The sequence below is a fragment of the Bacillus sp. NPDC094106 genome (assembly GCF_044764345.1).
Classification (GTDB): Bacteria; Bacillota; Bacilli; order Bacillales; family Bacillaceae_G; genus Bacillus_A.
Window position 1 is genome coordinate 1 of sequence record NZ_JBIWHY010000024.1, and the last position, 21,555, is coordinate 21,555.

General features: G+C 30.5%; 31 protein-coding genes. 6 read left to right on the top strand and 25 right to left on the bottom strand.

Going from position 1 to position 21,555, the window contains the following annotated elements:
- Positions 1-428 precede the first annotated feature (428 nt).
- Positions 429-743, top strand: a complete 315-nt coding sequence (locus tag ACIQ7L_RS24715) for a hypothetical protein (protein ID WP_400572406.1) — start codon at positions 429-431, stop codon at positions 741-743.
- 51 nt (positions 744-794) lie between these two features.
- Here the strand turns inward: ACIQ7L_RS24715 and ACIQ7L_RS24720 are convergent, their stop codons facing one another.
- The 3 genes from ACIQ7L_RS24720 to ACIQ7L_RS24730 all read right to left on the bottom strand — a co-directional run bounded on the left by ACIQ7L_RS24720 (position 795) and on the right by ACIQ7L_RS24730 (position 2,111).
- Entirely contained in the window at positions 795-1,280 is a 486-nt protein-coding gene (locus tag ACIQ7L_RS24720) for a hypothetical protein (RefSeq protein ID WP_400572408.1), read from the bottom strand.
- Between the two features lie 55 nt (positions 1,281-1,335).
- The gene (locus ACIQ7L_RS24725) at positions 1,336-1,608 is read right to left on the bottom strand and encodes a hypothetical protein (RefSeq protein ID WP_400572410.1); all 273 of its coding nucleotides are present in this window, start codon (positions 1,606-1,608) and stop codon (positions 1,336-1,338) included.
- A gap of 125 nt (positions 1,609-1,733) precedes the next feature.
- Positions 1,734-2,111 (bottom strand): hypothetical protein, encoded by a 378-nt coding sequence (locus ACIQ7L_RS24730; protein WP_400572412.1) that lies wholly within the window; start codon positions 2,109-2,111, stop codon positions 1,734-1,736.
- A gap of 198 nt (positions 2,112-2,309) precedes the next feature.
- On the opposite strand from ACIQ7L_RS24730, the gene ACIQ7L_RS24735 reads away from it, so the two are divergent.
- Both ACIQ7L_RS24735 and ACIQ7L_RS24740 read left to right on the top strand, forming a co-directional pair.
- Positions 2,310-2,501, top strand: a complete 192-nt coding sequence (locus ACIQ7L_RS24735) for a hypothetical protein (RefSeq protein WP_400572550.1) — start codon at positions 2,310-2,312, stop codon at positions 2,499-2,501.
- Positions 2,502-2,800: 299 nt separating this feature from the next.
- Positions 2,801-3,325 carry a hypothetical protein gene (locus ACIQ7L_RS24740; RefSeq protein WP_400572414.1) on the top strand — a complete coding sequence of 175 codons (525 nt, stop codon included), beginning with the start codon at positions 2,801-2,803 and terminating at the stop codon, positions 3,323-3,325.
- Between the two features lie 47 nt (positions 3,326-3,372).
- On the opposite strand, the gene ACIQ7L_RS24745 is transcribed toward ACIQ7L_RS24740, so the two are convergent.
- From ACIQ7L_RS24745 to ACIQ7L_RS24820, 16 genes are all read right to left on the bottom strand, one after another.
- Positions 3,373-4,068, bottom strand: coding sequence for a hypothetical protein (locus ACIQ7L_RS24745; protein WP_400572552.1), 696 nt, complete (start codon positions 4,066-4,068; stop codon positions 3,373-3,375).
- A gap of 169 nt (positions 4,069-4,237) precedes the next feature.
- Positions 4,238-7,009, bottom strand: a complete 2,772-nt coding sequence (locus ACIQ7L_RS24750) for a transglycosylase domain-containing protein (protein WP_400572415.1) — start codon at positions 7,007-7,009, stop codon at positions 4,238-4,240.
- 15 nt (positions 7,010-7,024) lie between these two features.
- Complete coding sequence (locus ACIQ7L_RS24755; protein ID WP_400572417.1) at positions 7,025-8,278, bottom strand: hypothetical protein; 1,254 nt, start codon at positions 8,276-8,278, stop codon at positions 7,025-7,027.
- 72 nt (positions 8,279-8,350) lie between these two features.
- Positions 8,351-8,581: a hypothetical protein gene (locus ACIQ7L_RS24760; protein WP_400572419.1), complete on the bottom strand. Its 231-nt coding sequence runs from the start codon at positions 8,579-8,581 to the stop codon at positions 8,351-8,353.
- Between the two features lie 85 nt (positions 8,582-8,666).
- Entirely contained in the window at positions 8,667-9,017 is a 351-nt protein-coding gene (locus ACIQ7L_RS24765; RefSeq protein WP_400572421.1) for a hypothetical protein, read from the bottom strand.
- 738 nt (positions 9,018-9,755) lie between these two features.
- Positions 9,756-10,010: a hypothetical protein gene (locus tag ACIQ7L_RS24770; protein WP_400572423.1), complete on the bottom strand. Its 255-nt coding sequence runs from the start codon at positions 10,008-10,010 to the stop codon at positions 9,756-9,758.
- 27 nt (positions 10,011-10,037) lie between these two features.
- Positions 10,038-10,424, bottom strand: a complete 387-nt coding sequence (locus ACIQ7L_RS24775) for a hypothetical protein (protein WP_400572424.1) — start codon at positions 10,422-10,424, stop codon at positions 10,038-10,040.
- A gap of 524 nt (positions 10,425-10,948) precedes the next feature.
- Complete coding sequence (locus ACIQ7L_RS24780; RefSeq protein ID WP_400572426.1) at positions 10,949-11,134, bottom strand: hypothetical protein; 186 nt, start codon at positions 11,132-11,134, stop codon at positions 10,949-10,951.
- 130 nt (positions 11,135-11,264) lie between these two features.
- On the bottom strand, positions 11,265-12,119 hold the full coding sequence (locus ACIQ7L_RS24785) for a 3'-5' exonuclease (RefSeq protein ID WP_400572427.1): 855 nt from the start codon (positions 12,117-12,119) through the stop codon (positions 11,265-11,267).
- A 206-nt stretch (positions 12,120-12,325) separates the two neighbouring features.
- A complete protein-coding gene (locus ACIQ7L_RS24790) occupies positions 12,326-13,711 on the bottom strand; it encodes a hypothetical protein (protein ID WP_400572429.1) in 1,386 nt (461 codons plus the stop codon).
- Positions 13,712-13,916: 205 nt separating this feature from the next.
- On the bottom strand, positions 13,917-14,303 hold the full coding sequence (locus ACIQ7L_RS24795; RefSeq protein WP_400572431.1) for a hypothetical protein: 387 nt from the start codon (positions 14,301-14,303) through the stop codon (positions 13,917-13,919).
- Between the two features lie 21 nt (positions 14,304-14,324).
- A complete protein-coding gene (locus ACIQ7L_RS24800) occupies positions 14,325-15,059 on the bottom strand; it encodes an ATPase, T2SS/T4P/T4SS family (RefSeq protein ID WP_400572433.1) in 735 nt (244 codons plus the stop codon).
- 160 nt (positions 15,060-15,219) lie between these two features.
- Positions 15,220-15,489, bottom strand: a complete 270-nt coding sequence (locus ACIQ7L_RS24805) for a hypothetical protein (RefSeq protein WP_400572435.1) — start codon at positions 15,487-15,489, stop codon at positions 15,220-15,222.
- A gap of 71 nt (positions 15,490-15,560) precedes the next feature.
- Entirely contained in the window at positions 15,561-15,962 is a 402-nt protein-coding gene (locus tag ACIQ7L_RS24810) for a YopX family protein (RefSeq protein ID WP_400572437.1), read from the bottom strand.
- A 13-nt stretch (positions 15,963-15,975) separates the two neighbouring features.
- On the bottom strand, positions 15,976-16,527 hold the full coding sequence (locus ACIQ7L_RS24815) for a hypothetical protein (RefSeq protein WP_400572438.1): 552 nt from the start codon (positions 16,525-16,527) through the stop codon (positions 15,976-15,978).
- Positions 16,528-16,577: 50 nt separating this feature from the next.
- Entirely contained in the window at positions 16,578-16,895 is a 318-nt protein-coding gene (locus ACIQ7L_RS24820; protein ID WP_400572440.1) for a hypothetical protein, read from the bottom strand.
- Positions 16,896-17,031: 136 nt separating this feature from the next.
- Between ACIQ7L_RS24820 and ACIQ7L_RS24825 the strand changes: the two genes are divergently transcribed.
- Complete coding sequence (locus ACIQ7L_RS24825; RefSeq protein ID WP_400572442.1) at positions 17,032-17,244, top strand: hypothetical protein; 213 nt, start codon at positions 17,032-17,034, stop codon at positions 17,242-17,244.
- A gap of 193 nt (positions 17,245-17,437) precedes the next feature.
- Here ACIQ7L_RS24825 and ACIQ7L_RS24830 read toward each other — a convergent pair whose 3' ends face one another.
- The 6 genes from ACIQ7L_RS24830 to ACIQ7L_RS24855 all read right to left on the bottom strand — a co-directional run bounded on the left by ACIQ7L_RS24830 (position 17,438) and on the right by ACIQ7L_RS24855 (position 20,919).
- Positions 17,438-17,878 (bottom strand): protein-tyrosine phosphatase family protein, encoded by a 441-nt coding sequence (locus ACIQ7L_RS24830; RefSeq protein WP_400572444.1) that lies wholly within the window; start codon positions 17,876-17,878, stop codon positions 17,438-17,440.
- A 262-nt stretch (positions 17,879-18,140) separates the two neighbouring features.
- Complete coding sequence (locus tag ACIQ7L_RS24835) at positions 18,141-18,560, bottom strand: hypothetical protein (RefSeq protein ID WP_400572446.1); 420 nt, start codon at positions 18,558-18,560, stop codon at positions 18,141-18,143.
- Between the two features lie 257 nt (positions 18,561-18,817).
- Positions 18,818-19,255: a hypothetical protein gene (locus ACIQ7L_RS24840; RefSeq protein WP_400572448.1), complete on the bottom strand. Its 438-nt coding sequence runs from the start codon at positions 19,253-19,255 to the stop codon at positions 18,818-18,820.
- Between the two features lie 169 nt (positions 19,256-19,424).
- Entirely contained in the window at positions 19,425-19,784 is a 360-nt protein-coding gene (locus ACIQ7L_RS24845) for a hypothetical protein (RefSeq protein WP_400572450.1), read from the bottom strand.
- Between the two features lie 86 nt (positions 19,785-19,870).
- On the bottom strand, positions 19,871-20,263 hold the full coding sequence (locus ACIQ7L_RS24850; protein ID WP_400572452.1) for a hypothetical protein: 393 nt from the start codon (positions 20,261-20,263) through the stop codon (positions 19,871-19,873).
- A 233-nt stretch (positions 20,264-20,496) separates the two neighbouring features.
- Entirely contained in the window at positions 20,497-20,919 is a 423-nt protein-coding gene (locus ACIQ7L_RS24855) for a macro domain-containing protein (RefSeq protein WP_400572453.1), read from the bottom strand.
- Between the two features lie 159 nt (positions 20,920-21,078).
- On the opposite strand from ACIQ7L_RS24855, the gene ACIQ7L_RS24860 reads away from it, so the two are divergent.
- Entirely contained in the window at positions 21,079-21,357 is a 279-nt protein-coding gene (locus ACIQ7L_RS24860; RefSeq protein ID WP_400572455.1) for a hypothetical protein, read from the top strand.
- 12 nt (positions 21,358-21,369) lie between these two features.
- Positions 21,370-21,531, top strand: coding sequence for a hypothetical protein (locus ACIQ7L_RS24865; protein ID WP_400572457.1), 162 nt, complete (start codon positions 21,370-21,372; stop codon positions 21,529-21,531).
- The last annotated feature ends 24 nt before the right edge of the window (positions 21,532-21,555 follow it).

Consider the following 21,555-nt stretch of genomic DNA (forward strand, 5'->3'; position numbering starts at 1 on the left):
AAGAAAAGGCAAACCCTTTCCTTCTTACTAAGATATATATTCTATGGTCAATAAGAAACCCCCACTTCAAGCTTTGCTAAGTGGGGGAGGTTCATTAGCATTATTACTTCAAAGCCTGATTATTTTGGCAGTATTATTTCTACCGAACCTTTTAAAAGCGTAGACAAAGGCGATTTTCATTGGCTCGAATCATATAAAAGAGATACAGAAACCAATGAAGTATATTCTGTGCAAAATAATAATTTTGTAACAATTGAACATTTGGTTATACCTTACTACTTTTCTAAGGAAACAGAAATTCCATTCATGATAAAATCTACGAATTTCTCTTCTGTAAAGCTAATTTTGAACTGTTAGAGAGATTCAGCAAAAACTCTTATCCAAAAGGGTATAAAAGATTAGAAAATGAAATCCATGGTACGTTTGTCATGGCATTAGAACTCTGTAACATTGAGGAAACTCTTTCTGTAATATTTACATATGAGAATACACCTATCGAAACACTACTGATAAAGGCAACATTGAGGGAAGATAATATTCCATCAAACTTTGAACATTTGAAACAAGAAATACTGCGGGTTTTAACACCAAAGGGGAAATTGGTTGTTTTAGGAGAGAATGGTGATTGTTTTGCCCATCATACATTAAAAAGAACAAATGGCTTTAATATTCATAATAAGCTAAAGGTTCCTGGGAAAAATAAGACAAGAGTTACAATTCTAAAAAACAATCCAACGACATAAATTCATCATAGATAATACAAAAAACTCGCTTATATAAGCGAGTTTTTCTATTTAAGCATTAACAACTTTTTTTGTTTCTCTTTTTAAGGCTTTTAGCAATACTTTCTGCTCTTTTAGTAATTGCTTAACATTTTCATTTTCTATATTTCTATTTGGTAATCCTACTGTTCTAATTCTCATTTGCTTATCTGCAAACCTACTAACTTTATAATAAATAGTAAAATTTTGCTTCATACCATTCACATGAATAGTACCACTTACACCAATACTATCTCTATCTATCTTTTGATTGATATAAGTAAAGGCACCGACATTAACTTGATGAATATGAATATTTAAGTGTCTTCCACGATACACTTTAATTTCATTTAAAAAATCAATGCTGAAATTTTCAACAAAATCTTTTATCGTATTTACTATCTCCTGCTCATTATCAATATATGTCTGCTTGTCAGCAGAACAAAATTCAATCACACCATTTTTTCGAATCATTGAACCTTTTTTACCCAATAAAGAATTAATTGTACTAAGAATCATTTTAAAACACTCCTTTTTTAAATTAATTGAATACCTAAAATTCCGATTCACTTAATTAAGCGACTTGGTCTGCAAAGTAATCTTTTTTATACCAAGTACCAGATGTTTCTTTTGTTTTTACTTGTACAAAATATTTAGCTTCTTTAAAATATGGTTTTTTAGATACAATGTTTACATATTTCATATCCGAACGATTTTTAGCATTTTCTGCTACAATCTCAGCTTCAGCATAAGAATCACATTCGAAAATTAATTTATTTATTTTTCCTTCTGATTCTCCCCAACCGCCTAAAAATGTATCTGTCATTGTTACATAAAATTTTGCCATAATAAAATCTCTCCCTATTCAATAAATTTTTCAAATACCTGTTTTCTTATAATCCATATATTATAGATGATTCATCCTAAAAATATAAAAAGGTCGAGAAAATAAATTCCTCAACCATTTGCCAACTAATTTCTATGTAAATGCCATTCATACCCCATTGCTTCATACAAAGGAGTCCAATGTTCTTCATTCATATCATAGCCAACATTATCAACACCTATTACAATGCCTAATGACTCTGATTCATAGACATTAATCCCCAAGTCTCTCATAATTTCAATGTTGTTTCGTACCCAATCTTCTTCAGCAGAGGAAGACATCATATACATCGTTGGATATGCTACAATTTCTGAACTAAATTTATGCCCATCTTCTGTTAACGCTTCAACATTATTACCCTTAGCATTTTCATGAGTAAAAATAATTTCAACAGCAGAAGTAGGAATCGCATTCCAGTAGTTTACCATCTTTTCCACAGCATTTTGTAATTGTACGTTTTTCATAATAAAACCTCTCCCTATTGAATAATTTTATTAAATACCTGTTTTATAATAATCTACTTATTATAGTAACTCTTCAACTAAACTATAAACATAAATAATAAAACCCTTGTTCTGTCGGTAAACAATACTTTACGAATATGTATTATATCAACTATAATAGAATATATAAAAATTAATGAGGTGATTAATGTGAAGAAAATGACAATCAAAATAGAAGGTGGACACTGGAAATCTAAAGTTGAAAATATCCATGAGCATTTAAACGAAATAAAACGAGGAAACGGAAAACACCAAGTAAAAAAAGGTAAAGGTTCTTATTCCCGTAAAAACAAACACAAGGAGCGTTACGACTCATCATTTGATAAGCGTAATGCTCCTTTTCATTTATAGTTTGAGTTATTGGATTTTCATTATTTCCTCTTTCTCTTTACATGTCCATACTCTCCATTATAACTTAGCAAAAAATCAACAGGGATATTCATCAATTTCTCAATAAAACTTTTTTGTTTTGTCATATATTATCACCTCGATTATTCTTTACTCTTTTTTTAAATACATTATAGCTAATCAAAGTCAAAAATATGCATACATATACACTCGATAAAAGTTCTATCATAAAACCATTATTTTTTATATTCTTCTTATTGACTATATATAATACATTATATTAAAATCGGGGAGGATTAAAAATGAACATAAAAAAACGGTTTAAAAATTTAAGGAGAAATAAAAAGGGAGTTGCATCAATTGAAATTGCAATTTCTGCAATGTTATTCATTATGGCTGTTGGAGCATTTATTGACCTTTCAGCTATTTTAAGTAAAATCAATTCCGTTTCATCAACAAACGCTTATGTTGCCAGGGTAGTAGGTGCCCAAGGTGGAATTCGGACAAGAGCTCCTGAGAACTTTAGAGAAGAGTATATTAGTTCTAAAAGTTTATATGAAAATGTTAAAAACTCTTTAGAACGCTCAGGCTTAAAAGAATCTGATTGGGTAATGTATATTGATGGACAGAAACTCACAAAAAATACAAACACTCTTTTAAAAGACAGAGGGAAAGACATTACCATTAAGTTAGAATTTGATTTAGAGTGGAGTTTATTAAGTAATTTCATTCCTGGAGAATTCAAAAACCATAAAGTATCTGAAAGAACAGTTGAATCTTCATTTAAAGTAAGAACCGAAGATATAAAAACTGAATATAAAAATTAAAGGTTACGTGATATACACGCAACCTTTTTTTCTATTATTCTATATAATTATTTTGTGCTTTTATAATCATATTGCGTTACAGTTGCTAAAACTGTACTAAACCTTGTATTGTACTGATATGTATTAGAAATCCCTGCATTAACAGTAAATTCAATATCTTTTACATTTTTATCAGCATTTAATTTCTGAGACATGTCCTGAAGCCCCTTTAATTGAGCTACAATATCTTCTTGTTCTTTATTACTTTTTATAGATGTCTCTACGTGAAGAATTCCGTCTTTCATTTCAGCCTTATTAATTTTCCAATCTTTTGTTGCATTCATATTTTTATCCACAGTAGGAATACTATTAAAGGTGTAAAACTGAAGATGTTTATCATTAGCTATTGCTTTATTTTTTAGTCCATCTACATAAAATTCTTTAGGAATATCCCTTTTTTCTTTATTATCAAAGAAATATAATTCCACATTTTTATGAGTGAGTTGTCGTACTTTATCAGTAAGTTCTTTCATGTCCTCTTCATTCAATTTATCAGAAGTAATGACAAGTTTTACAGCATTTTTTAAAATTTCTTTGTTTGCCACTTTATATTCTACCTTAATGAGGTTATCAAATGATAAACTGGTTGAATTCACTGATTTTTCCTTAAATAACATCATTACACCACCAATAATCATACCTATTAATAAAACAATTACTCCAATCATACCAATCAAAACTTTTTTATTTTTTATATCAAACATTTTACTCAAGAGTCTTCATCTCCTTATAATCTATTCTATTTTCAAAGACATTATTTTGCACTTGCACCACATATCTAATATTGTTTTTATTTGCTAAAACTCTACTAAACGGTATGAAATATAAATAGAACAGGCAATGTTCTTCCAATCACCTGTTCTATTGCTTAAACTATTGTCCCTGCGTATTTTGTTGCAAAGGCTGCTCTGGATTCGGAGGGCTTGATGAAGCATCAGAAGGTTGTCCTTGATTCTGCGATTGTTCCAATGGTTTTTCCTCTTTATGAACTTCTACTGGATTTTGAACCGTAGTATCTGGAGTAGGATTACTTACAGGTGCTTGTGCTTTATTTGTCTCTTTTTCCTTTTTAGATGCCTCAACTTCTTTTTTCTTTGCATCTTCTAAGAGTTTTTGTTCTGCAAGTTTCTTTTCTTCTTCCACTTCTTTCAATCTACGTTCCTCTTCTTGACGTTTTCGGACTTCTTCTTGCTTTCTTCTTTCTTCGGCCAATTTCTCTTGTCGGATTTTTTCCTCTAAGATTGCTTTATCTCTTGCAACTTTTCGAACCGCTTTATTGAATTCTACTTTTAAATCATCATAAGCAGATTTGTGTTTTACTCTATCTAAACGTTTTAAACCGTCTTCTTCTAATTGTTTAACTGCATCATATTGGGAAGGCTCTGTAGCAGAAAAATCATTGAGTTGAGTAATTAACTCTTTCATATATCTTTCTCTTTCCAACTCCTCTGATTTTGTTAATCCATGAAGAATCCGATAGTCTTCTGCATCTAAACGTTCTTGTTGAGCATTCGCCTCTTTTCGAATTCGTTTCGCTTCATTTTGTTCACGCACTTTTTGTTTTTGCTTCACATTATACAAACTGTTTACCAATTTACCATCCTGTACAAAAACCGTATCAGGCTTGTCAAAATCTTTAACATCTAATCCTTCATGAATTTGTTCCATGAATTTTCTCCAAATGTCCATTGTTGTGATGCTAATAGAATCTGATTGTTCTCTTGGTATGTCATCACCTGTATAAACAGCAGTTGTATAATAAGGAGTGTATCCTACAAACCATGAATCTTTGTTACTATCCGTTGTACCTGTTTTACCTGCTGTAAATGGATAATTACTCATATTCGCTTGTTTACCTGTACCTTGTTCTCCATGAATAACAGAACGTAAAGCATCAGTCATAAGATACGATGCACCTTTGTCATACACCTTTACTGTTTTTCTATCATTTTGATAAATAGTATCTTGCGTAGACAAGAATGTAATTTTCCGAACATTTGTTGGTCGAATGAACTGACCATTTCTTGCAATCGAAGAATATCCAGAAGCCATTTCTACCGTTGTAGCACCTCTTGTTAATCCACCTACCGCTATAATCGGATTATTATCTTGCGGAGTTAAATACTTAAACTCCATATTTGTAAGATATTGAGTGATTGTGTCTCCACCAAATTCAGATGCTAACTTAAATGGAATCGTATTAATCGAACTTTCAACAGCATTTCTGACTGAAACAGCACCACGATAACCTCTGTACCAGTTTCTTGGTCCTTTTTTTACTTCGCTATCTTCAAGAACACTATCTGGAGAATATCCCCGCTCAAAAGCAGGAGTATAAGCAACTAAAGGCTTCATTGTAGAACCTGGTTGTCTTGCACCTAAATAAGCTCGGTTAAAGTTATTTCCTTCCTGTGTTCTGCCACCAACCAATGCTACGACTTCTCCAGTTGCATTGTCTATTGTTGTTACAGCAGATTGTTTCATGTAAATTCCTGATTGTTCGTCTTTTTCTTTGAATTTTTTCATTTCATTATCAACAACAGATTGAAGCTCTTCTTGTTTTTTCGGGTCAATAGACGTTTCAATTTTAAATCCACCTTGAACAATCTTCTGACGCATTTCATCGTATTTTTCTTGGTATTTCTCAAAATAAGATTTTCTATCAGCATCATCTTTAAATTGATAGCGGAAATTAAAACCATCTTCCTCCATTAACACTTTTACAGCGTTATCAATTGCATACGTAAGAGCACTACCCTCAATTTGATTATTGATAGTATTTGGACTTACATGTAAGCCTAATTCCTCTGCAACAGCATCTTTGTACTCTTTATCCTTGATATAACCCAATTCTTTCATCTTGAATAAAATAATGTTTCTTCTTTTTTTCGCATTTTCAGGATGTTTGATAGGGTCATAAACACTCGGATTATTTGGTACACCTGCAAGCATAGCAATTTCAGAAAGCTTTAAGTCTTTTGCTGACTTGCTAAAGTAGTATTGCGAAGCAGTTTCAATACCATATTTACCATGACCAAAGTAGATGTTATTTACATAAAACTCCATGATTTCTTTTTTTGAGTATTTTTCTTCTAATTCCTGTGCAATTACCATCTCTTCAATTTTACGCCACATGGTTCTATCCATTGTTAAAAATACGTTCTTGGTTAACTGTTGAGTGATTGTAGAACCACCTTGCACTGTCCCTCCTCCACTCTTAACAAATGTATAGACTGAACGTAACAATCCTTTAAAGTCAATTCCTTTGTGGTCATAAAAACGTTCATCTTCAATTGAAACAAACGCTTTTTCAACGAACGGACTCATATCTTTAGAAGGGACATAAGCAAATTCTTGCACTTTCAACTCTTTTAATAAGTTTCCATCCTTATCAAGAATTTGTGTTGATTTTCGGCTATTAAAAGTAGAGGCATTAATCTTACTTACTTTGCTATAACCTTTCTGAATAGACTCTGCAATATCATCACCATATTTATAGTAGCCATATCCAAAAACACCACTGGCTCCTACAAGTGATAACACCCCTGTACCTAAGAAGAATTTTAAAACTGTTCTTTTTTTTGAACTTTTTTTCTTGTTTTTTTCTTTTACTTTTTTCATACCTCGTTCTTCCCTTGTTTCCATTAAAAAACCTCCTTATCAGCCTTTCACAACTGGCATAATCAATGATTGATAGTGACCATTTTGTTCCTGCTTATACTCAATAACCAGAGGTTCTTTTACACATCCAATTGAATCCGCATTATAGATAACTAACTCATCTTTTGTAATGCCTTTTATTACGCTTTTTAAAAGGCCATATTTCATACTTGTACCACAGCTAAAGGATATTATTTCTTCAGAGCGAAAAATCCCTATGTTGCCAGGTAATAGGGTAGCAACGTCCTCTTCTCTTAACTGTATCTTCAAAAGTGGTTGTTCGACTGTTTCAGCTTCACTTTCTATCAAGCCTTCATCATAACCTTCCTCCAATCCCTCTTCTAATGCAGGATGAATTACTTCAAACGGTTCATTTAGGGTAACGAGAATGATTGTGTCTTTTGTATCTTTTATTTCTTTTTCCTTATAATAGGAATCTATTACTTTGATACGAGAAAGAGTATCTACTCTGTTCACTTCAAAAACATCTTTATGTATAATAGAATTCATTACTTTTTCGACTCCTGGGAAAGGAACACTCTCCTCGATACTCACTTTAAACTTCATTTCATCCGTAACAACATAAAGCTCTTTCTTATCTAAAAAACACTTTATATTTTCGGATTTATCTTTTTTGAATAAACGGTTCATACGAGGTATAACATCTTTTTCAATAAAGAAACTTGCTTTATTCCATATCTCTGCTTCTACTGATTTTTTTATAATTTGATGTAAACTTGTTGCATAGAATTCAACTTTTTCTCCCACATTTACTTTCAAGTAACTTGTTCCCTTAAGATGTGTATTTTTGACAGCGACTGAACACTCGCAAATACTGTTATGAAATACTTCTTTGCTAATTAAAAATAATTTACTATCAGAAATATCAAAAGGCTTTTTATCCTGGTTATAGATGATGCTAATTTCTTGTGGTTTGGAAAGTCCATCATCTATCTTTAAAGCTTGTCCTGTTGATTCAATTGCTAAAAGAACGTTTTTCTTGAATGAACTTTTAAATTTATTCATGATTTCGTCAATAGACACCGTAACTGTCCCCTCTATAATAACCTTTGCTTGATTTACAAAAGTCATAATCGGAAAGTCCTCACATTCTCCAATAAAGACTACTTTTTCGTCTTTAGCAATCATAGTAAATGAACCGAACTCATCATCTGACGATTCTTTACCACTCAACATTTCAACAATGAGTTGAAAGGCTTTTCGAATATCATTCTTCGTTGCTTCAAAAATCATAAATCCACCTACTTTTTTCATCGACTATAGTCAATTATATCACAAAATTTTTTTAATTTATATTAAAATGTTTTATTCTAAAATCGTACAATCACTTAGTCGTAACCAACCCGAATGTTTCAACTCTACATTGGTATGAATTCGAACATTTCCATATGGGTCAATATCGGCTACATCAAATTCTTGACAAATTAATTTGTGGTACCATAAATGTTCTGATGAAGCTTTTTCGATTCTAATTTTTTTCGGAACCCGCCTTAACTTATACTCTTTTAACCCACCATTTAAAACAGCTAATTTCATCTCCATCCCCCTTCCATATGATGGCTCTATGCCTTTCCCTTTAAATAAATCAAAAGTGTATTAACTCTATTGTTTAGTTTTTGCTTTATAACGTATATCCAACAACTCCATGCCTTTCCTGTAAAGCAGAATCATCTAACGTGCCAAATTCTAAAATATGTTCTAATTGATAGATGATATCTTTAAAACGGTCATCCCCCTTCACTTTTACAAAATCCACATCCAAAAGATGATTTTCATAATTTTCTTCTGATTCCCGAATACTAAAGTCAATCCAATCTACGTGACCCTGCAAGCTTACAAATACACAGTATTCCGTTTCTTTATTCACCTGCAAAGCTAACGCCATGATTTTTATAATCATACTTTCTATATCATTTACCTGTGCCTGATTTCCTTGTAATCTTGCTAACGCTTTTTTACGTCTTGATTTCATGTTCCCGCTCCCCCTTTTTTTTACAAAGTTCAAATTATCTTTTGAAGACTTTATTTAAACATTCTTCTATGAACATCTCGCATATAACCCATATCAAAATTTTTATAATTGAAGTTTAAATATTTTCCTAACTTAGTTAATTGCCTACGTCGAAGATACCTCATTTTTCTCCCACCCTTTCTACAAAATTCAAACTGTGATACAATAACACTTTTGTTATGTTCTTCTTCCGATTCTTATGGCAAGTCTATATATGAAAATTCCTTTAGTGCTAACCCATATAGGAATCTTTCTTTTTACGTCTTTTGTATACCAATTAACTTTGCTTATTGCTATTAAAATACGAAAGTTTAAGAAGTCTATATATAAGCACTTAATGTTCCCATCTGGTGCTTCTTGAATATACTTAACTACATTCAATATGGCTCACCTACTTTTCTACCAATTTCAAATTGTATTAAACTCTATACATTAATGCTTTTGTACAATTTATTATTTGATTTGCGTTCCTTTAATTCTTTCTGAAACGCTTATTCGTTCCATAGCTATTTCAATTGCTTCGTTTTCATTCGCCGCCTTAACTTCAACATTCATAATTGCTCTTAATGGTGGAATCTCATAATAAACAATAAATGTTTTCTTAACTACACATTTAACAAGTGTTCCTGTATCAATTTCAACGGTGGAAACACCAACTTCATACCGCTACCATCCTTTCCCACCAGATAACGCTTTGGTTTAGTTTTCTTTTAGGTCGTAACTAATTATTTCAGCATCATCAAAATTCAAGTCTGTTTCTTCTACTTTTTGCACTTTCAAATTAGGTATTTCTTTTTGCAACAAATGTACAACATCATCAGCACAATCAGAACGACTTTCTACACGGGCAATTATGATGTTCATCTGATTTTCTGATACATGTTCTGGCAATATAAAATCATAAGATATTTTCCTTTTAATTCTTTCTTCTACTGTGATTTCCACTTTTCTCATTTTCCATCTCTCCTTATTTAATAAAATTCAAATTGTATTATTTTTTATAGCTTCTTCTATACTTTTTGCAATCTGTTCATTTGAACAGCCATCTATATATGTTGGTATCACTTCACCTATATCCCAAACAGCTAAATCAAACCACTTTCCCGTATTCTTATTAAAAAAACAATGTGAATAATAGATTGGAATTTCCCATAGTCCCCACCCTCTAATATCAAATCCCACTTCCTTTATATATGAGATACAATTATGGAAACGTATTAATATAGTATCTTCACCACACTCAAATTCTCCTTTTTCTATAAAATCACAGTACCAGCGATATTCTTGTATTATTTTTTGCATGTAGATATTAGGAGTGTTTTTTAATAGTTCTTCTGCAATCTCTATCTTTGTACAATGATTACTCATTAACTATTCCTCTTTTCGATTTAAATAACTCTTTTGTTATAAAACTACTTAACTAACAAATTTATTTTTACATGATATCGTTTTAATTTTTCGATAGTCACATTTTTAAATCCATTTCTAAAGGTATAACTCACTCCTTCTATAAATTCGAAATTATCCACTCTTTTACATTTCAAAATCATTCTTCTTGCCATTCTTATGCTATAAATCACCACCCTTCTCAATAAAATTCAATTTTAATTACAACTAAACTAAATAAAATTTCCATTTAAATTTTAAATTCCAAAGGGCATCCATTATGACTATGGTATTTATGTGCATTATAAAATCTGGTAGATTTCTTGAAACAATTGATTATGTCCATTAAATGTTCTTCGGTAACTGAATATTTTTCGGCTACCTCCGATATATTTACCTTCTCGCCATGCATAGCCCGACATAAGCAAACTTTACCTACATTTATAATTAATTTAGAATCCACTTCGTTAACCTCACCTTTCTACAAATTCAATTAACGCTTTTGTTCAATTGTTATTTTCTTTTATAGGTTGTATTAATTTCAATTCATCACTTAATTTTTCAATTGATAATCCAATACTATCCATCGCTTTTTTAGCACTTGTTTCTTTTTGTATATACTTAATATTTTCCTTTGCAACAGCTTCTATAAAATCCAAGTAAAGTTTGGTTTTTATGTTTCTTATATCCATATTGTCGTTCCTCCCCTACAATGGCACGTTTACTACCAAATAACGCTTATGTTTATTTTTAACTTCTGTACGCTGTAATTAGCGTCAATTTCACAAAAATTAAATTTGAAAAACTCTATATTGATAAAATTCAATTTTTAAAAGAACATAATTCAACAGTTGAATTTAAGTTTAAAAACTTTAGAACCTTTTCATTAACCATCTCAAGGTTGACTTGACTTGGAAAATTATTGTTATACCAAGTTTGTGTAGGAATATCGAAATACACTGTTCCGTAGTTTTTTTTATCGTTGATATTTACATACAGTCGCTTCATTAACGTTGTACTGAAAACTTTTTTCTCCCAATACTTCACTCGTTTCACAAAGATTTCTGGTTGAACTACCTTTTTAGCAGGAACAATCTGTTCTTCTTCTACATTAGGTATTTCTTCAGAAAATATACGTTTAAGCTCTAATAAACACTCTCCTGTTGCTTTCGCATCTTCAAATGCTCTATGGTGATTTTTATTTAAGTAACCAAATGTCGTACAAAACTCATCTAAGTTGTACTTTTTTCTTCCTGGACAAAAATGCTTAAATACAGCAATACTATCTAACACCTCATTTGTTGGATGAATACCCACTTTATCGAAATAGAAAAGTAAGAATCTATTCCAATCAAACTTAGCGTTATGGGCTACGATTAAAAAATCTTCGATGAATTGATAAAAGGCAGGTAATATTTGACCATAGACTGGCTTCCCTTGCACCATATCATTTGTGATTCCTGTCAACTTTGTAATTTTGTTAGAAATTTTCATTTCAGGATTAATCAATTGACTATATGTATCCACTAATTTCCCATCTATATATTTAACTGCACCGATTTCAATAATACGTCCACCTTTTGTAGGAGATAACTCACTGGTTTCAATATCCAGTACCACAAAATTTTTACGACCTAATAGATTTAACATCTTTTGAATTTCTTTTTTTGTTGCCATTATAGATAATCTCCTTCTTTGTAAAGTTCAGTTCTAATTGACAATAGTCAACAGAATAATTGTACAACCAAGCTTTATGAAAATCAATATTTTTATTAACTATAGTAAAAAAATAAAAAAGTCCACTGCATTATAAACGCAATGGACTTTTTTTCAAACTATCTAATATTTTTATGCCTCTACAAATATTACTAACAAACACATCATTATAATGTTTTTACGTAATGAGTTCGTATTTTCTCTTCTCCCGATTCATATGGTCGTACAAAGGTATATCCTTCCGATAATTCAATCCCGAATTCTTGTGCATGTTCCAAAGCTTCTTTACTTGGGCTATGCCCTTCTGGAAGTTTTCTAAGATGCCCTGCAACAAAATACTTTTGGACTTCTTTCTCATATTCGACAGTGGTCTTTGAAGCATCTTTTATTCGATTATGTATTTTCCTTGGTATAAATCGAATGCCTACTTGTTTTTTTATGACACTATTTTCATTTTCTAACATACTCATGATTCCCATATTTACGACATCTCTATCAAATCGTTTATTCAGTTCATTAGAACCACACACTATATCTGCGTAACACTCCAATAAAAACGTATAAACATTAAATTCAAAATCAATATAATCTGTGTACTCAGAAAAAGTACTACGTGGGAATAAATCGGGACTGAAATAACCACAAAAATCTGAGCCAGTTGAATCTTCAATCAAATCCCCTTTATGATTCATGCGATATCCTTTTGTACTAAATCGCACTTTCCATAATAGATAATTCTCTTTTTCAACAAATATAATCTGCTCAATATCACCACAATTATGACAATCTATCACTACACCATTGGGATTCATTGTGTATTTTCTATTATTAAAAATAAAATGTATTAATTCATCACAATTCGCTATATTCCTCGGTAAAGAAATAGAAGGAACCAGAGAATAATTTATCCCTCTAATAGGCAGTAAATCTAACACATCCTTATTATATACTCCGAATGAACGAGTGTAATAATTGAATAAATCAACGGACATCACTTGAATTTTATAAAGTTCTCTTCCCTTTTTCCTACCTACCGTTTTTTCAGATTCAATAAAGGTTAACACTTTTTCATTAATATAAAAAGGCAACTCTTGTATCAGAGGTGTTTGCTTGTCTTTAAGACCTACTATCCACTTCGAATTAGGTAACATTAATCTAATCATATCGCACATCTCTGTTGCTACTTGAAAATCAACAACGTTGGATTTTTCTTGAACACCATTCTCCATGATAGAGACTGTCTTCCATAAATCATACCAAGCTTTATTGTCAACTACATAAGCATAAATATCTTTCAAAGTTTCTATTCTATTTTTCATGTACTTTTGCGAATCATGCCTGGCCTGATACAACAGATTAAATAATTGACTTCCAATCATCGTTTGATTCATATTTTCAAATGTTGGCAGGTGCGTTAATATAGACTTATCATATTTTTCATCTTTCTTTTTAGCACTCAGTATGTTTCGCTTTGTGTTATATTCTATTGAATTTCTAAGATATCTCTTATATCTTATATCAAAATGATTCTTCTTTTTTACCATCTGTCCCATTCTTTTTCCCCCTGGTTAAATGATATAAAGCTATTATTCTATTCTACTACGAACCAAGATTTAATTACATTATTTTACATAGATAAAAATAATAATTTGTTCTTTTTATTTTTTTAAAAATAAATATTTTCCTACATTTGATACCCTTTTCTCTCTTAATATTTTCTTCATACAAACCATGTATAGGTCTTTCATTTTATGAGGACTATACTTTCCTCTTCTCTGCCCATCTTTTATTTAATGTCTGTAAAGACATCGCTCTCACATCTTTCATATTCTTTTGGAAGAACCCCATAGAAACATATAACTCTTGAGCTTTTTCTACTGAAATGTTCCCATCATTAAGTAATTCAGAAATATAATACAATCGAATGTCATTATCCTCTGTATTGTCATTGATAATATCTAACATAATCGACGTTTGTTCTTCCAATAAAGATGGTTCCTTATTGATGGATTCCAGAGGTTCTTGAAGATTATCTCCTTGCATCTTTCTTTTTAGATATAGCGAATTTTCTTCTGTTGATTTTTGTGGGCTTTTTATAATACTGTCTATCTTTGCCTCTCTTACTACTCGCTCTAACTTACTCATGGATAACACTCCTTAACAAAATTAATAATCCTCTACAATTTTAATAGTTCTCTTTCCTGCTTCATTAATAGATACCTGAATAACAACAAAATTTGTTTGAAAAAGCATATCCTGTTGTTTACCTACGCATCTTTTCCAATCTTCTCCTTGTAGAGTTGTTAAAATCGAACTACCAACCTGTAATCCTGATAAAATTGCAAGAAAATCACTGTCATCCATTACCTCTCCAATAATCAGTCTTGTGGGTTCTTTTGAGTCTTGTAAAAAGCATAAATCTTTTATACTTAAATCTCCATTGTTTCGGAAAATAATGTTATCTTGATTATAGTTACTGTCATGGTATATTTCAGGAAAATCCTCCATAACCACTAATTTTCTCTCAGGAAATAATCTTAATTGATATTCAAATAATGCTTTTAATATTGTAGTCTTCCCTGCTCCTACATGACCTGTAATGAGAATATTTTTATTTTGTTGAATCGCTTTTTTTATTTCTCCCATTTGAACGTCTGAAATACAGCCATCCTCTCGTAAACTCTCTAATGAGAATACTTTATTTTCTAAAATAGAGAGAATCCACTTTGCAGTAGATAACTCTTTTAAGAAATTCTCATTATTTACTACATATTTACTGACTTTACTATGTAAAAAAGTTCTCAGTATATTCGATAAAGTCTTTGAACCTTGCTTTCGTAACATTTCAATTAATCGTTGTTCTTGCTTATTTAATCTCATTACTTTTGTTTTCTCTTTCACTATAACCACTCCTTTTACTTATCATGCTCTTTGTTACGCTGTAACGCAGTTACATTGTAACAATTTTAATTTACTATAGTCAATAAAAAGGATGTTCTATATCTTCATATACTCAGCATTTTTCTCATAATAAAAAAATGAGGTATACCACCATCATTCATCAATTATAATTCCGAATAAAATTGTCCAAGTATTGCCTCTGTCCTTTATAGATAAAATAAGTTCCACTATCGCTTGTATATAAGCGCAATAAAAAGAAAACATATTCATTATTAATAAATTCATACCCAAACACGGAGTCATTAATTCCATATACTACTTTACATATAACAAGCCCGAATCCAGTATAGCTTAGTGCATTATACCCAAAAGATTCTTTGTTCATTTTACCTGCTTGAAATTCTTGTACTAATTCTCTTTTCGTTGACATTCTAATTTAAATCTCCTTTTTTCATCTACTAATTTAACAACTCTCTCATTTATAAAGTTATCAACATAACCTCAATTCATTTCTGCAAATCTATTGAATTGATAAATATCTCCTATAACTTCAATTTCATCTGCTTGATACATGTTTAATGCCATACTTAATGATTCATCTTTTGCTTTTAACATGAATGCTCCATCTTGAAAGGATACAATGAAAGGTACTGAATATCCCTTCACACGCAACACATAGCCATCATATATTTCTCGACTATGCATGTCTTTCTTACCTGAGAATAAATGAAATACACCATCCATTTGATACTCATATCCATCATCATCTGTACGACTCTTATCGACCAAATATAAGCCTTCTTGACCTATATTGATTTCTAAATTATCGTTCAAATATAATTCATTCCAATTTATCATTCGATTTTCTTCTTTATCAAAAAAAATCAGCTTTACTCTATCCAATACACTCACTTCCTTATCCAAATATCTTTTTAACTTCCTCATTTACTTCTTGTAAAAAATCTTCATTTGTCCCAAACAGTTCATTCATTAAGCTTTGGATAAATAAACGTCTTGATAACATGCCATTCATGCTATCGCTTTTACTCTCAATGCGAATATACCTTTTGTCATACACAAAAGTCCCTAATGTTCTTTTCCTTTTATGAATTCTAAAAGTGATTTTGTTACGTGTTTCACTGACAATATGAAGGTTTCGTTCTTCGAGTATACTTCTCATCTTATCTGCTAACTCCACATTAGGTTGTGTTGCATTACTTGTTCGTGGTTTCTTTTTCTTTTTGAGTTTCAAAGACAATTCATCTTCTGTCATGCAATTCTTTACAAATTCATTCCACTCATGGCAATGAACAAGAAAGTACCCTCCTAATGAATTACTATTAATTCGATAATACTGCTCTCCCTTATCGAAATATCTACCACATAACCTACAAGCATGAATGGAACCTTCTTTTTCAAAAATCTCTTTACTTCCCATTGTACAAACCCGTTCTTTTATTTGAACCACTTTCATTCTCTCCTTATACTCTTACTTCATCTTTCTGACAGGTTTTCATGTTACACATATACGTTTTCCTTCTTAAATAATTTTCTAAGTCCATCTCTCACCACATTGATTAAAAATTGGTCAAATTTACTATTTGCAGGTGTAAGAACTTCTATATGATTACCTGTAAGAGAAAGTAAGAATTTGTAATTCTTACAAGAAAACTCAATTTCTTCTTCAACAACACTGTCAATACGAAAATCTTCCTGGCGTAACTTTTTTATATAAATGTTTTTCCGATTTGGTGTTTCTTGATTTAATTCATGGTTGCATATAGAACATAATGTTTCTTTTAAAAAAAGTGGATTTATAACCATTGAACGATTCATAATTGTTGACTCCTTTATGATATCTATTATATTCAACATAATATCAATTTCATTAACTATAGTCAATAAATAATAAGGAACATATAATTATATAAATATCATTGTGTAAAACAAGCCACAAGAAGGAGTGAGTTTCATGGTTAATATAGAAAATATAAAAGTCTCATTATTTATAACTTTAATGATTGGTTTTATTCACTTATCAATTTATCTTTTTTTAATGGAATTGAAAAAGCATTGGGAAGCAGATTTAAAAGCATTTCTCGAAAGATTAGAAGAAGAAGGAGCAAAAATAGAAACTCAAAGAAATAAACAAATAAAAGGCAAACCGAAGGAGGCACTTTTATGAATATAAAATAGGTAACTTCTATGCTACTGATTATCTCTAACTGGATTCCAAATTTCATTCAACAGGAGACCACCAAAGAAGAAGCATCATATTTTTTTAAAAAAGAGCGTAGCCATGTGGTGCATAATTCTCAAATAGGATTTACATAAAACCTTGATAAACCAAAAGAGCCAGACAAATGTCTCGCTCTTTTCTATTTGTAGAATCTGTTTAATCTTTCCAAAAATGGTTCGAAGTTTTTGTCAGGATATATATTTCTACAGCTTTTTACATGTTTAATAGCTATCTCATAATTCCCTAACTCATGACAAGTCAACCACAAACACAAAATTGCTGACCTGGAGACACCTTCATAGCAAGAAACAAATATCCGCTTTCCTTCATTTTTATATTTCAGAATCTCTTCAAAACACTGATTCCACACTTGTTCTGCAACCACCAAATCCCCATCATCAAAAGAGACATCATGAACTATCATATTGCTTGGAATAACAAGATTCTTAGGTTTCGTTTTGTCATATCTGAAACCATACCAGACATCTACAAGTGGTAATGTTTTTCGTATGTTTTTTACGCCCCCTATATACAGCCAATCAAAAATGGGTGTTATATCATCATTACAAGCTCTGTTCATTTCCATCCCACTTTCTTTAAAGTATTTTGCAACAACGGTTATACATTCTATATTTTCTTTTGTAACGGTTGCATTTTTAAACTATTTATACTTTAAAATAAATTTCATACTATATAGGTTTATGTTTCGGAGGGGTTTTGAATTATAAATCCAAAAATATTCCATCCTATTTGCTTAATGATGTTCTATAATTGCTTTATCCTTTGAGATATAACACCATCTCCTAAAGTAAAAATGATAGATTTATATACGTTGTATAAATCTATCGTTCCGTATTGCAGTTTATCTGTTCACCTTTATCTTTTGATTCATAATAAACTTCCGTAAAATGTTTATCTATTTTTTTTATTTTTCCTGATTTATCTTCAAAACGAACATCGTATTGACCATCACCCGTAGAAATATGATATAGATTTACGTCCGAAGAGTCTTCTGTCTTATTGAAATTATCCGTTTTAAATTCTTTTTTAATAGATGTTATTCTTTTGTTTTCGATAGTTCTTCTTTCTTTAAAATCTTCATCTACAGAATGAATGAACATTATATATAATGCAAGAATAATTATCGTAAAGACAGTTGCTAAGATTTTATTTTTAAAAGCATTATCACACATACCTATTATCAATACTACCGAAAATATCTTTACAGCCCAGAGTATAATTCCAAATACCATATCATCCATATATTTCGCATCCTCATTTACAAATGTTCATTCTTTACTCTCTTTGGATTTTCATCCCTTGTTCTAATCTATGTACAACATAATTTTTATGTATGTATTTAACTTCGCTCTTATGATAGACCTTTATCTAACCTGATATAAAGATAATCTCTATTGAATTGTACATGCCTCACATAACCCAAAACGTCTTTATATTCGCCTATAAATATCGTTACTTCTTCTTCGCCTTTGTAGTTCATAAGCTTTTTTTCATCCGCTTAAGAAAACAACTTGCATACACTAAACACACTAAATGCTGAAAGTCCAAATATTAGAATTTCAAAGACGTTAAGTAACACATTAGGAGTAACTGGATGTAAAAAAGTTTTATATAGTCCTGCTTTTTTTAGGTCATCCTGAAGTTCTAAAAATTGCATAATCATTTCCTTACAATCCATAAAGCTGTTGATATTTGTATTAGTTAATTTCTTTACACGTTCTTTAGTATTTTGTAATGCGTTGTTCTTTTCTAACCAATGTAAAAACATCATTCTTAATTCTTTTGTAAAAGAAATATAACCTGCCCTTCTTTCCTCTGAAATTGGATTCTTAACATCTTTTTGATAAGACATCCAAAGGGAATTTGCCATTTGTAATAATTCTCCTATTTCAGAATGTTTTTTTCGAGCAACTAAATAATTATTCATTACTGTCATTATATATCTCCTCTTCTTATAATCCTTGTTTTATTTGCATTGCAATTCCCGCAAAAATACCGAATAACATGAGTAGCGATAAGAAAACCATCGTATATTTCATCCATTTCTTTTTCATCTAACGAACACCTCCTATATATACAAAATAGTGTAATAGATTTCTATCACACTATTGAATAACCATATCTTTAATTACTAATTCAACGGATGTAAAAAAGAGTTCTTCCTCTTGTTTTTCAGTCTTATAAATAATCTTAATGTAATCACAACCGCTTATAGCTAATCCGATTACAAGTGCATATTCACTTTTATAATCATTCACATATGCATGTAAAAATTGTTCTGACTCAATATCTTCTTGTGAATATGTTACAAGCTTATGTTCTACTATATCTTGAATATTAGTAACAAATGAAGGATTGAGATTTTTATACACATCTACAACTTTAATACTTGTTCCAACATTCATCTCTAATAGTTTTAAAAATTCCTGTCTCTCAACGGAATTTTTATTCGAAATAATTCTCATGATTAATCACTCATTTCTATTTTCTATAATTAAATTTTACATTTTTCATTAACTGTAGTCAATGCAATGAGTTGTTTACCACGTATTTATTCTTCTTTATTTTCTACTTGATTATTTCCTGCTTCAATTTGTTCTGCTGTCTTTTTTAATACATATTCTTTTACAGCAACATTAATATCTTCAATTTCAAAATCCAGAGGATTATTATTTTGATATTTCGTTATGTACATAACATCAACAATTGTATTATCAGACTCATCTGTAGCTGTAATAAGAAAAATATGACTTTGACGAATTGGTTTTAAATTAAAACTCTGTGGTGCAAAATTAATTAATACAGAATCGACAATTGCTTGAACTGTAATGTCCATTAGTTCTTTTGGAAATTCACTCCCTTCAAATTGTTTCCCTAACAAATTCTTCATTAGTTTTTCTTTTGTTTCAGCTTCAATTTCTTTAATGACTTGATTAATGTCCATCTTTTCCCTCTCCTTTATTTATAAAAAAAGTGCCGATAAATATCGGCACCTTCCCCAGGATTATCTTTCATGACGTTTAAAACACACACAAGAAATGACTGTCTAAAATTCTTGTGCATAAACCATTAAGAACTTTACATACTTATAGTATCACTTTTATTAACTATAGTCAATAAATTATTTATTTTCTTTAATATAAATCGTGATTGGATAATCATGAAAGATTTCTTCAATTACTTTAGAGACTTCCTTCCAATCTCCTCCTGCCAATCTCCTCCTGCCAATCCACACCCTAAATAACATGGAATTGCTACAGATAGATTATATTTTTGAGCTCTGACTTTAAGCGAATATAACGCTTTTTTCAGTGCATCTACTTCTGTGAAAACACCCTTTCTACCAAACTTATGTTGTCCAAATATATTAGCAATATATTTATCTTTACTTTTTATAATTTGGCAAGTTCCTAATAAGTGTCTTCCTTTTTTCTCTGTTATACATAATTCTTTGTATCTCTCAAAAGCTTCAGGATAACGTGACTTTATTTCTGTTGCTAATCCTGCTCCCATAACACCTTGAGCATTTACTTGATGCCCAATAATATCCTCTTTTGCATGTAATAGATTCCCTTTTATAACTTGAACATATTCACCCATATCAATAAAACTCCCTTCAGTTTCCTTTTTTATATGATGTCAATTTATTGTATTCATCTTAATTTTATTTCATAAAGTCGTAGGTGAATTATTTAGTAATAAGTAAAGTGCTATAAAACGTATGATAAGAGAGGTAATTAGAAAAGAGGTGATTTCGGTATGAAACATAAGGATGGAAGTCATTGTTATTATAAATCATCAAAAACAAATCGTTATTTAGCTCATCTTGATTTTGAATTAACATTATCAGGTCAGTATAAAATACATGGTTTTGCATGGGGAACAAAAATTGAAGAAGCTCGGTGTTTTAAAACATCTTTACCAGTAGAAATTGAACAACAATTAGCGAAATTAATCGAAGAAAAAATATATAGAATGGAAATAAACCTAACACCTATTCATTCTATAGAAATTAATTATAAAAAAATAAATGTATGAGGAGTGATAATTATGAGACCGATATTAAAAAAAGTAAAATGTAAAGATTGTAAGAAATGGTTTATGGGGGATTATTCAACAATGGGAATGGTACAAAAACGCCATGAGTTTTGTGAGGAATGTAGACATGCTATTTTTCAAAAAAAGAAAAAAGAGGCGCAGGAAAAACATTAGAAAGACAATACGAGAATATTGTCT

Coding starts and splice junctions, on each gene's coding strand:
- ACIQ7L_RS24715 (WP_400572406.1), top strand. CDS start 429: ATGGCATTAGAACTCTGTAACATTGAGGAAACTCTTTCTGTAATATTT.
- ACIQ7L_RS24720 (WP_400572408.1), bottom strand. CDS start 1,280: ATGATTCTTAGTACAATTAATTCTTTATTGGGTAAAAAAGGTTCAATG.
- ACIQ7L_RS24725 (WP_400572410.1), bottom strand. CDS start 1,608: ATGGCAAAATTTTATGTAACAATGACAGATACATTTTTAGGCGGTTGG.
- ACIQ7L_RS24730 (WP_400572412.1), bottom strand. CDS start 2,111: ATGAAAAACGTACAATTACAAAATGCTGTGGAAAAGATGGTAAACTAC.
- ACIQ7L_RS24735 (WP_400572550.1), top strand. CDS start 2,310: ATGACAATCAAAATAGAAGGTGGACACTGGAAATCTAAAGTTGAAAAT.
- ACIQ7L_RS24740 (WP_400572414.1), top strand. CDS start 2,801: ATGAACATAAAAAAACGGTTTAAAAATTTAAGGAGAAATAAAAAGGGA.
- ACIQ7L_RS24745 (WP_400572552.1), bottom strand. CDS start 4,068: ATGTTTGATATAAAAAATAAAAAAGTTTTGATTGGTATGATTGGAGTA.
- ACIQ7L_RS24750 (WP_400572415.1), bottom strand. CDS start 7,009: ATGGAAACAAGGGAAGAACGAGGTATGAAAAAAGTAAAAGAAAAAAAC.
- ACIQ7L_RS24755 (WP_400572417.1), bottom strand. CDS start 8,278: ATGATTTTTGAAGCAACGAAGAATGATATTCGAAAAGCCTTTCAACTC.
- ACIQ7L_RS24760 (WP_400572419.1), bottom strand. CDS start 8,581: ATGAAATTAGCTGTTTTAAATGGTGGGTTAAAAGAGTATAAGTTAAGG.
- ACIQ7L_RS24765 (WP_400572421.1), bottom strand. CDS start 9,017: ATGAAATCAAGACGTAAAAAAGCGTTAGCAAGATTACAAGGAAATCAG.
- ACIQ7L_RS24770 (WP_400572423.1), bottom strand. CDS start 10,010: ATGAGAAAAGTGGAAATCACAGTAGAAGAAAGAATTAAAAGGAAAATA.
- ACIQ7L_RS24775 (WP_400572424.1), bottom strand. CDS start 10,424: ATGAGTAATCATTGTACAAAGATAGAGATTGCAGAAGAACTATTAAAA.
- ACIQ7L_RS24780 (WP_400572426.1), bottom strand. CDS start 11,134: ATGGATATAAGAAACATAAAAACCAAACTTTACTTGGATTTTATAGAA.
- ACIQ7L_RS24785 (WP_400572427.1), bottom strand. CDS start 12,119: ATGGCAACAAAAAAAGAAATTCAAAAGATGTTAAATCTATTAGGTCGT.
- ACIQ7L_RS24790 (WP_400572429.1), bottom strand. CDS start 13,711: ATGGGACAGATGGTAAAAAAGAAGAATCATTTTGATATAAGATATAAG.
- ACIQ7L_RS24795 (WP_400572431.1), bottom strand. CDS start 14,303: ATGAGTAAGTTAGAGCGAGTAGTAAGAGAGGCAAAGATAGACAGTATT.
- ACIQ7L_RS24805 (WP_400572435.1), bottom strand. CDS start 15,489: ATGTCAACGAAAAGAGAATTAGTACAAGAATTTCAAGCAGGTAAAATG.
- ACIQ7L_RS24820 (WP_400572440.1), bottom strand. CDS start 16,895: ATGAATCGTTCAATGGTTATAAATCCACTTTTTTTAAAAGAAACATTA.
- ACIQ7L_RS24825 (WP_400572442.1), top strand. CDS start 17,032: ATGGTTAATATAGAAAATATAAAAGTCTCATTATTTATAACTTTAATG.
- ACIQ7L_RS24830 (WP_400572444.1), bottom strand. CDS start 17,878: ATGAACAGAGCTTGTAATGATGATATAACACCCATTTTTGATTGGCTG.
- ACIQ7L_RS24835 (WP_400572446.1), bottom strand. CDS start 18,560: ATGGATGATATGGTATTTGGAATTATACTCTGGGCTGTAAAGATATTT.
- ACIQ7L_RS24840 (WP_400572448.1), bottom strand. CDS start 19,255: ATGACAGTAATGAATAATTATTTAGTTGCTCGAAAAAAACATTCTGAA.
- ACIQ7L_RS24845 (WP_400572450.1), bottom strand. CDS start 19,784: ATGAGAATTATTTCGAATAAAAATTCCGTTGAGAGACAGGAATTTTTA.
- ACIQ7L_RS24850 (WP_400572452.1), bottom strand. CDS start 20,263: ATGGACATTAATCAAGTCATTAAAGAAATTGAAGCTGAAACAAAAGAA.
- ACIQ7L_RS24855 (WP_400572453.1), bottom strand. CDS start 20,919: ATGGGTGAATATGTTCAAGTTATAAAAGGGAATCTATTACATGCAAAA.
- ACIQ7L_RS24860 (WP_400572455.1), top strand. CDS start 21,079: ATGAAACATAAGGATGGAAGTCATTGTTATTATAAATCATCAAAAACA.
- ACIQ7L_RS24865 (WP_400572457.1), top strand. CDS start 21,370: ATGAGACCGATATTAAAAAAAGTAAAATGTAAAGATTGTAAGAAATGG.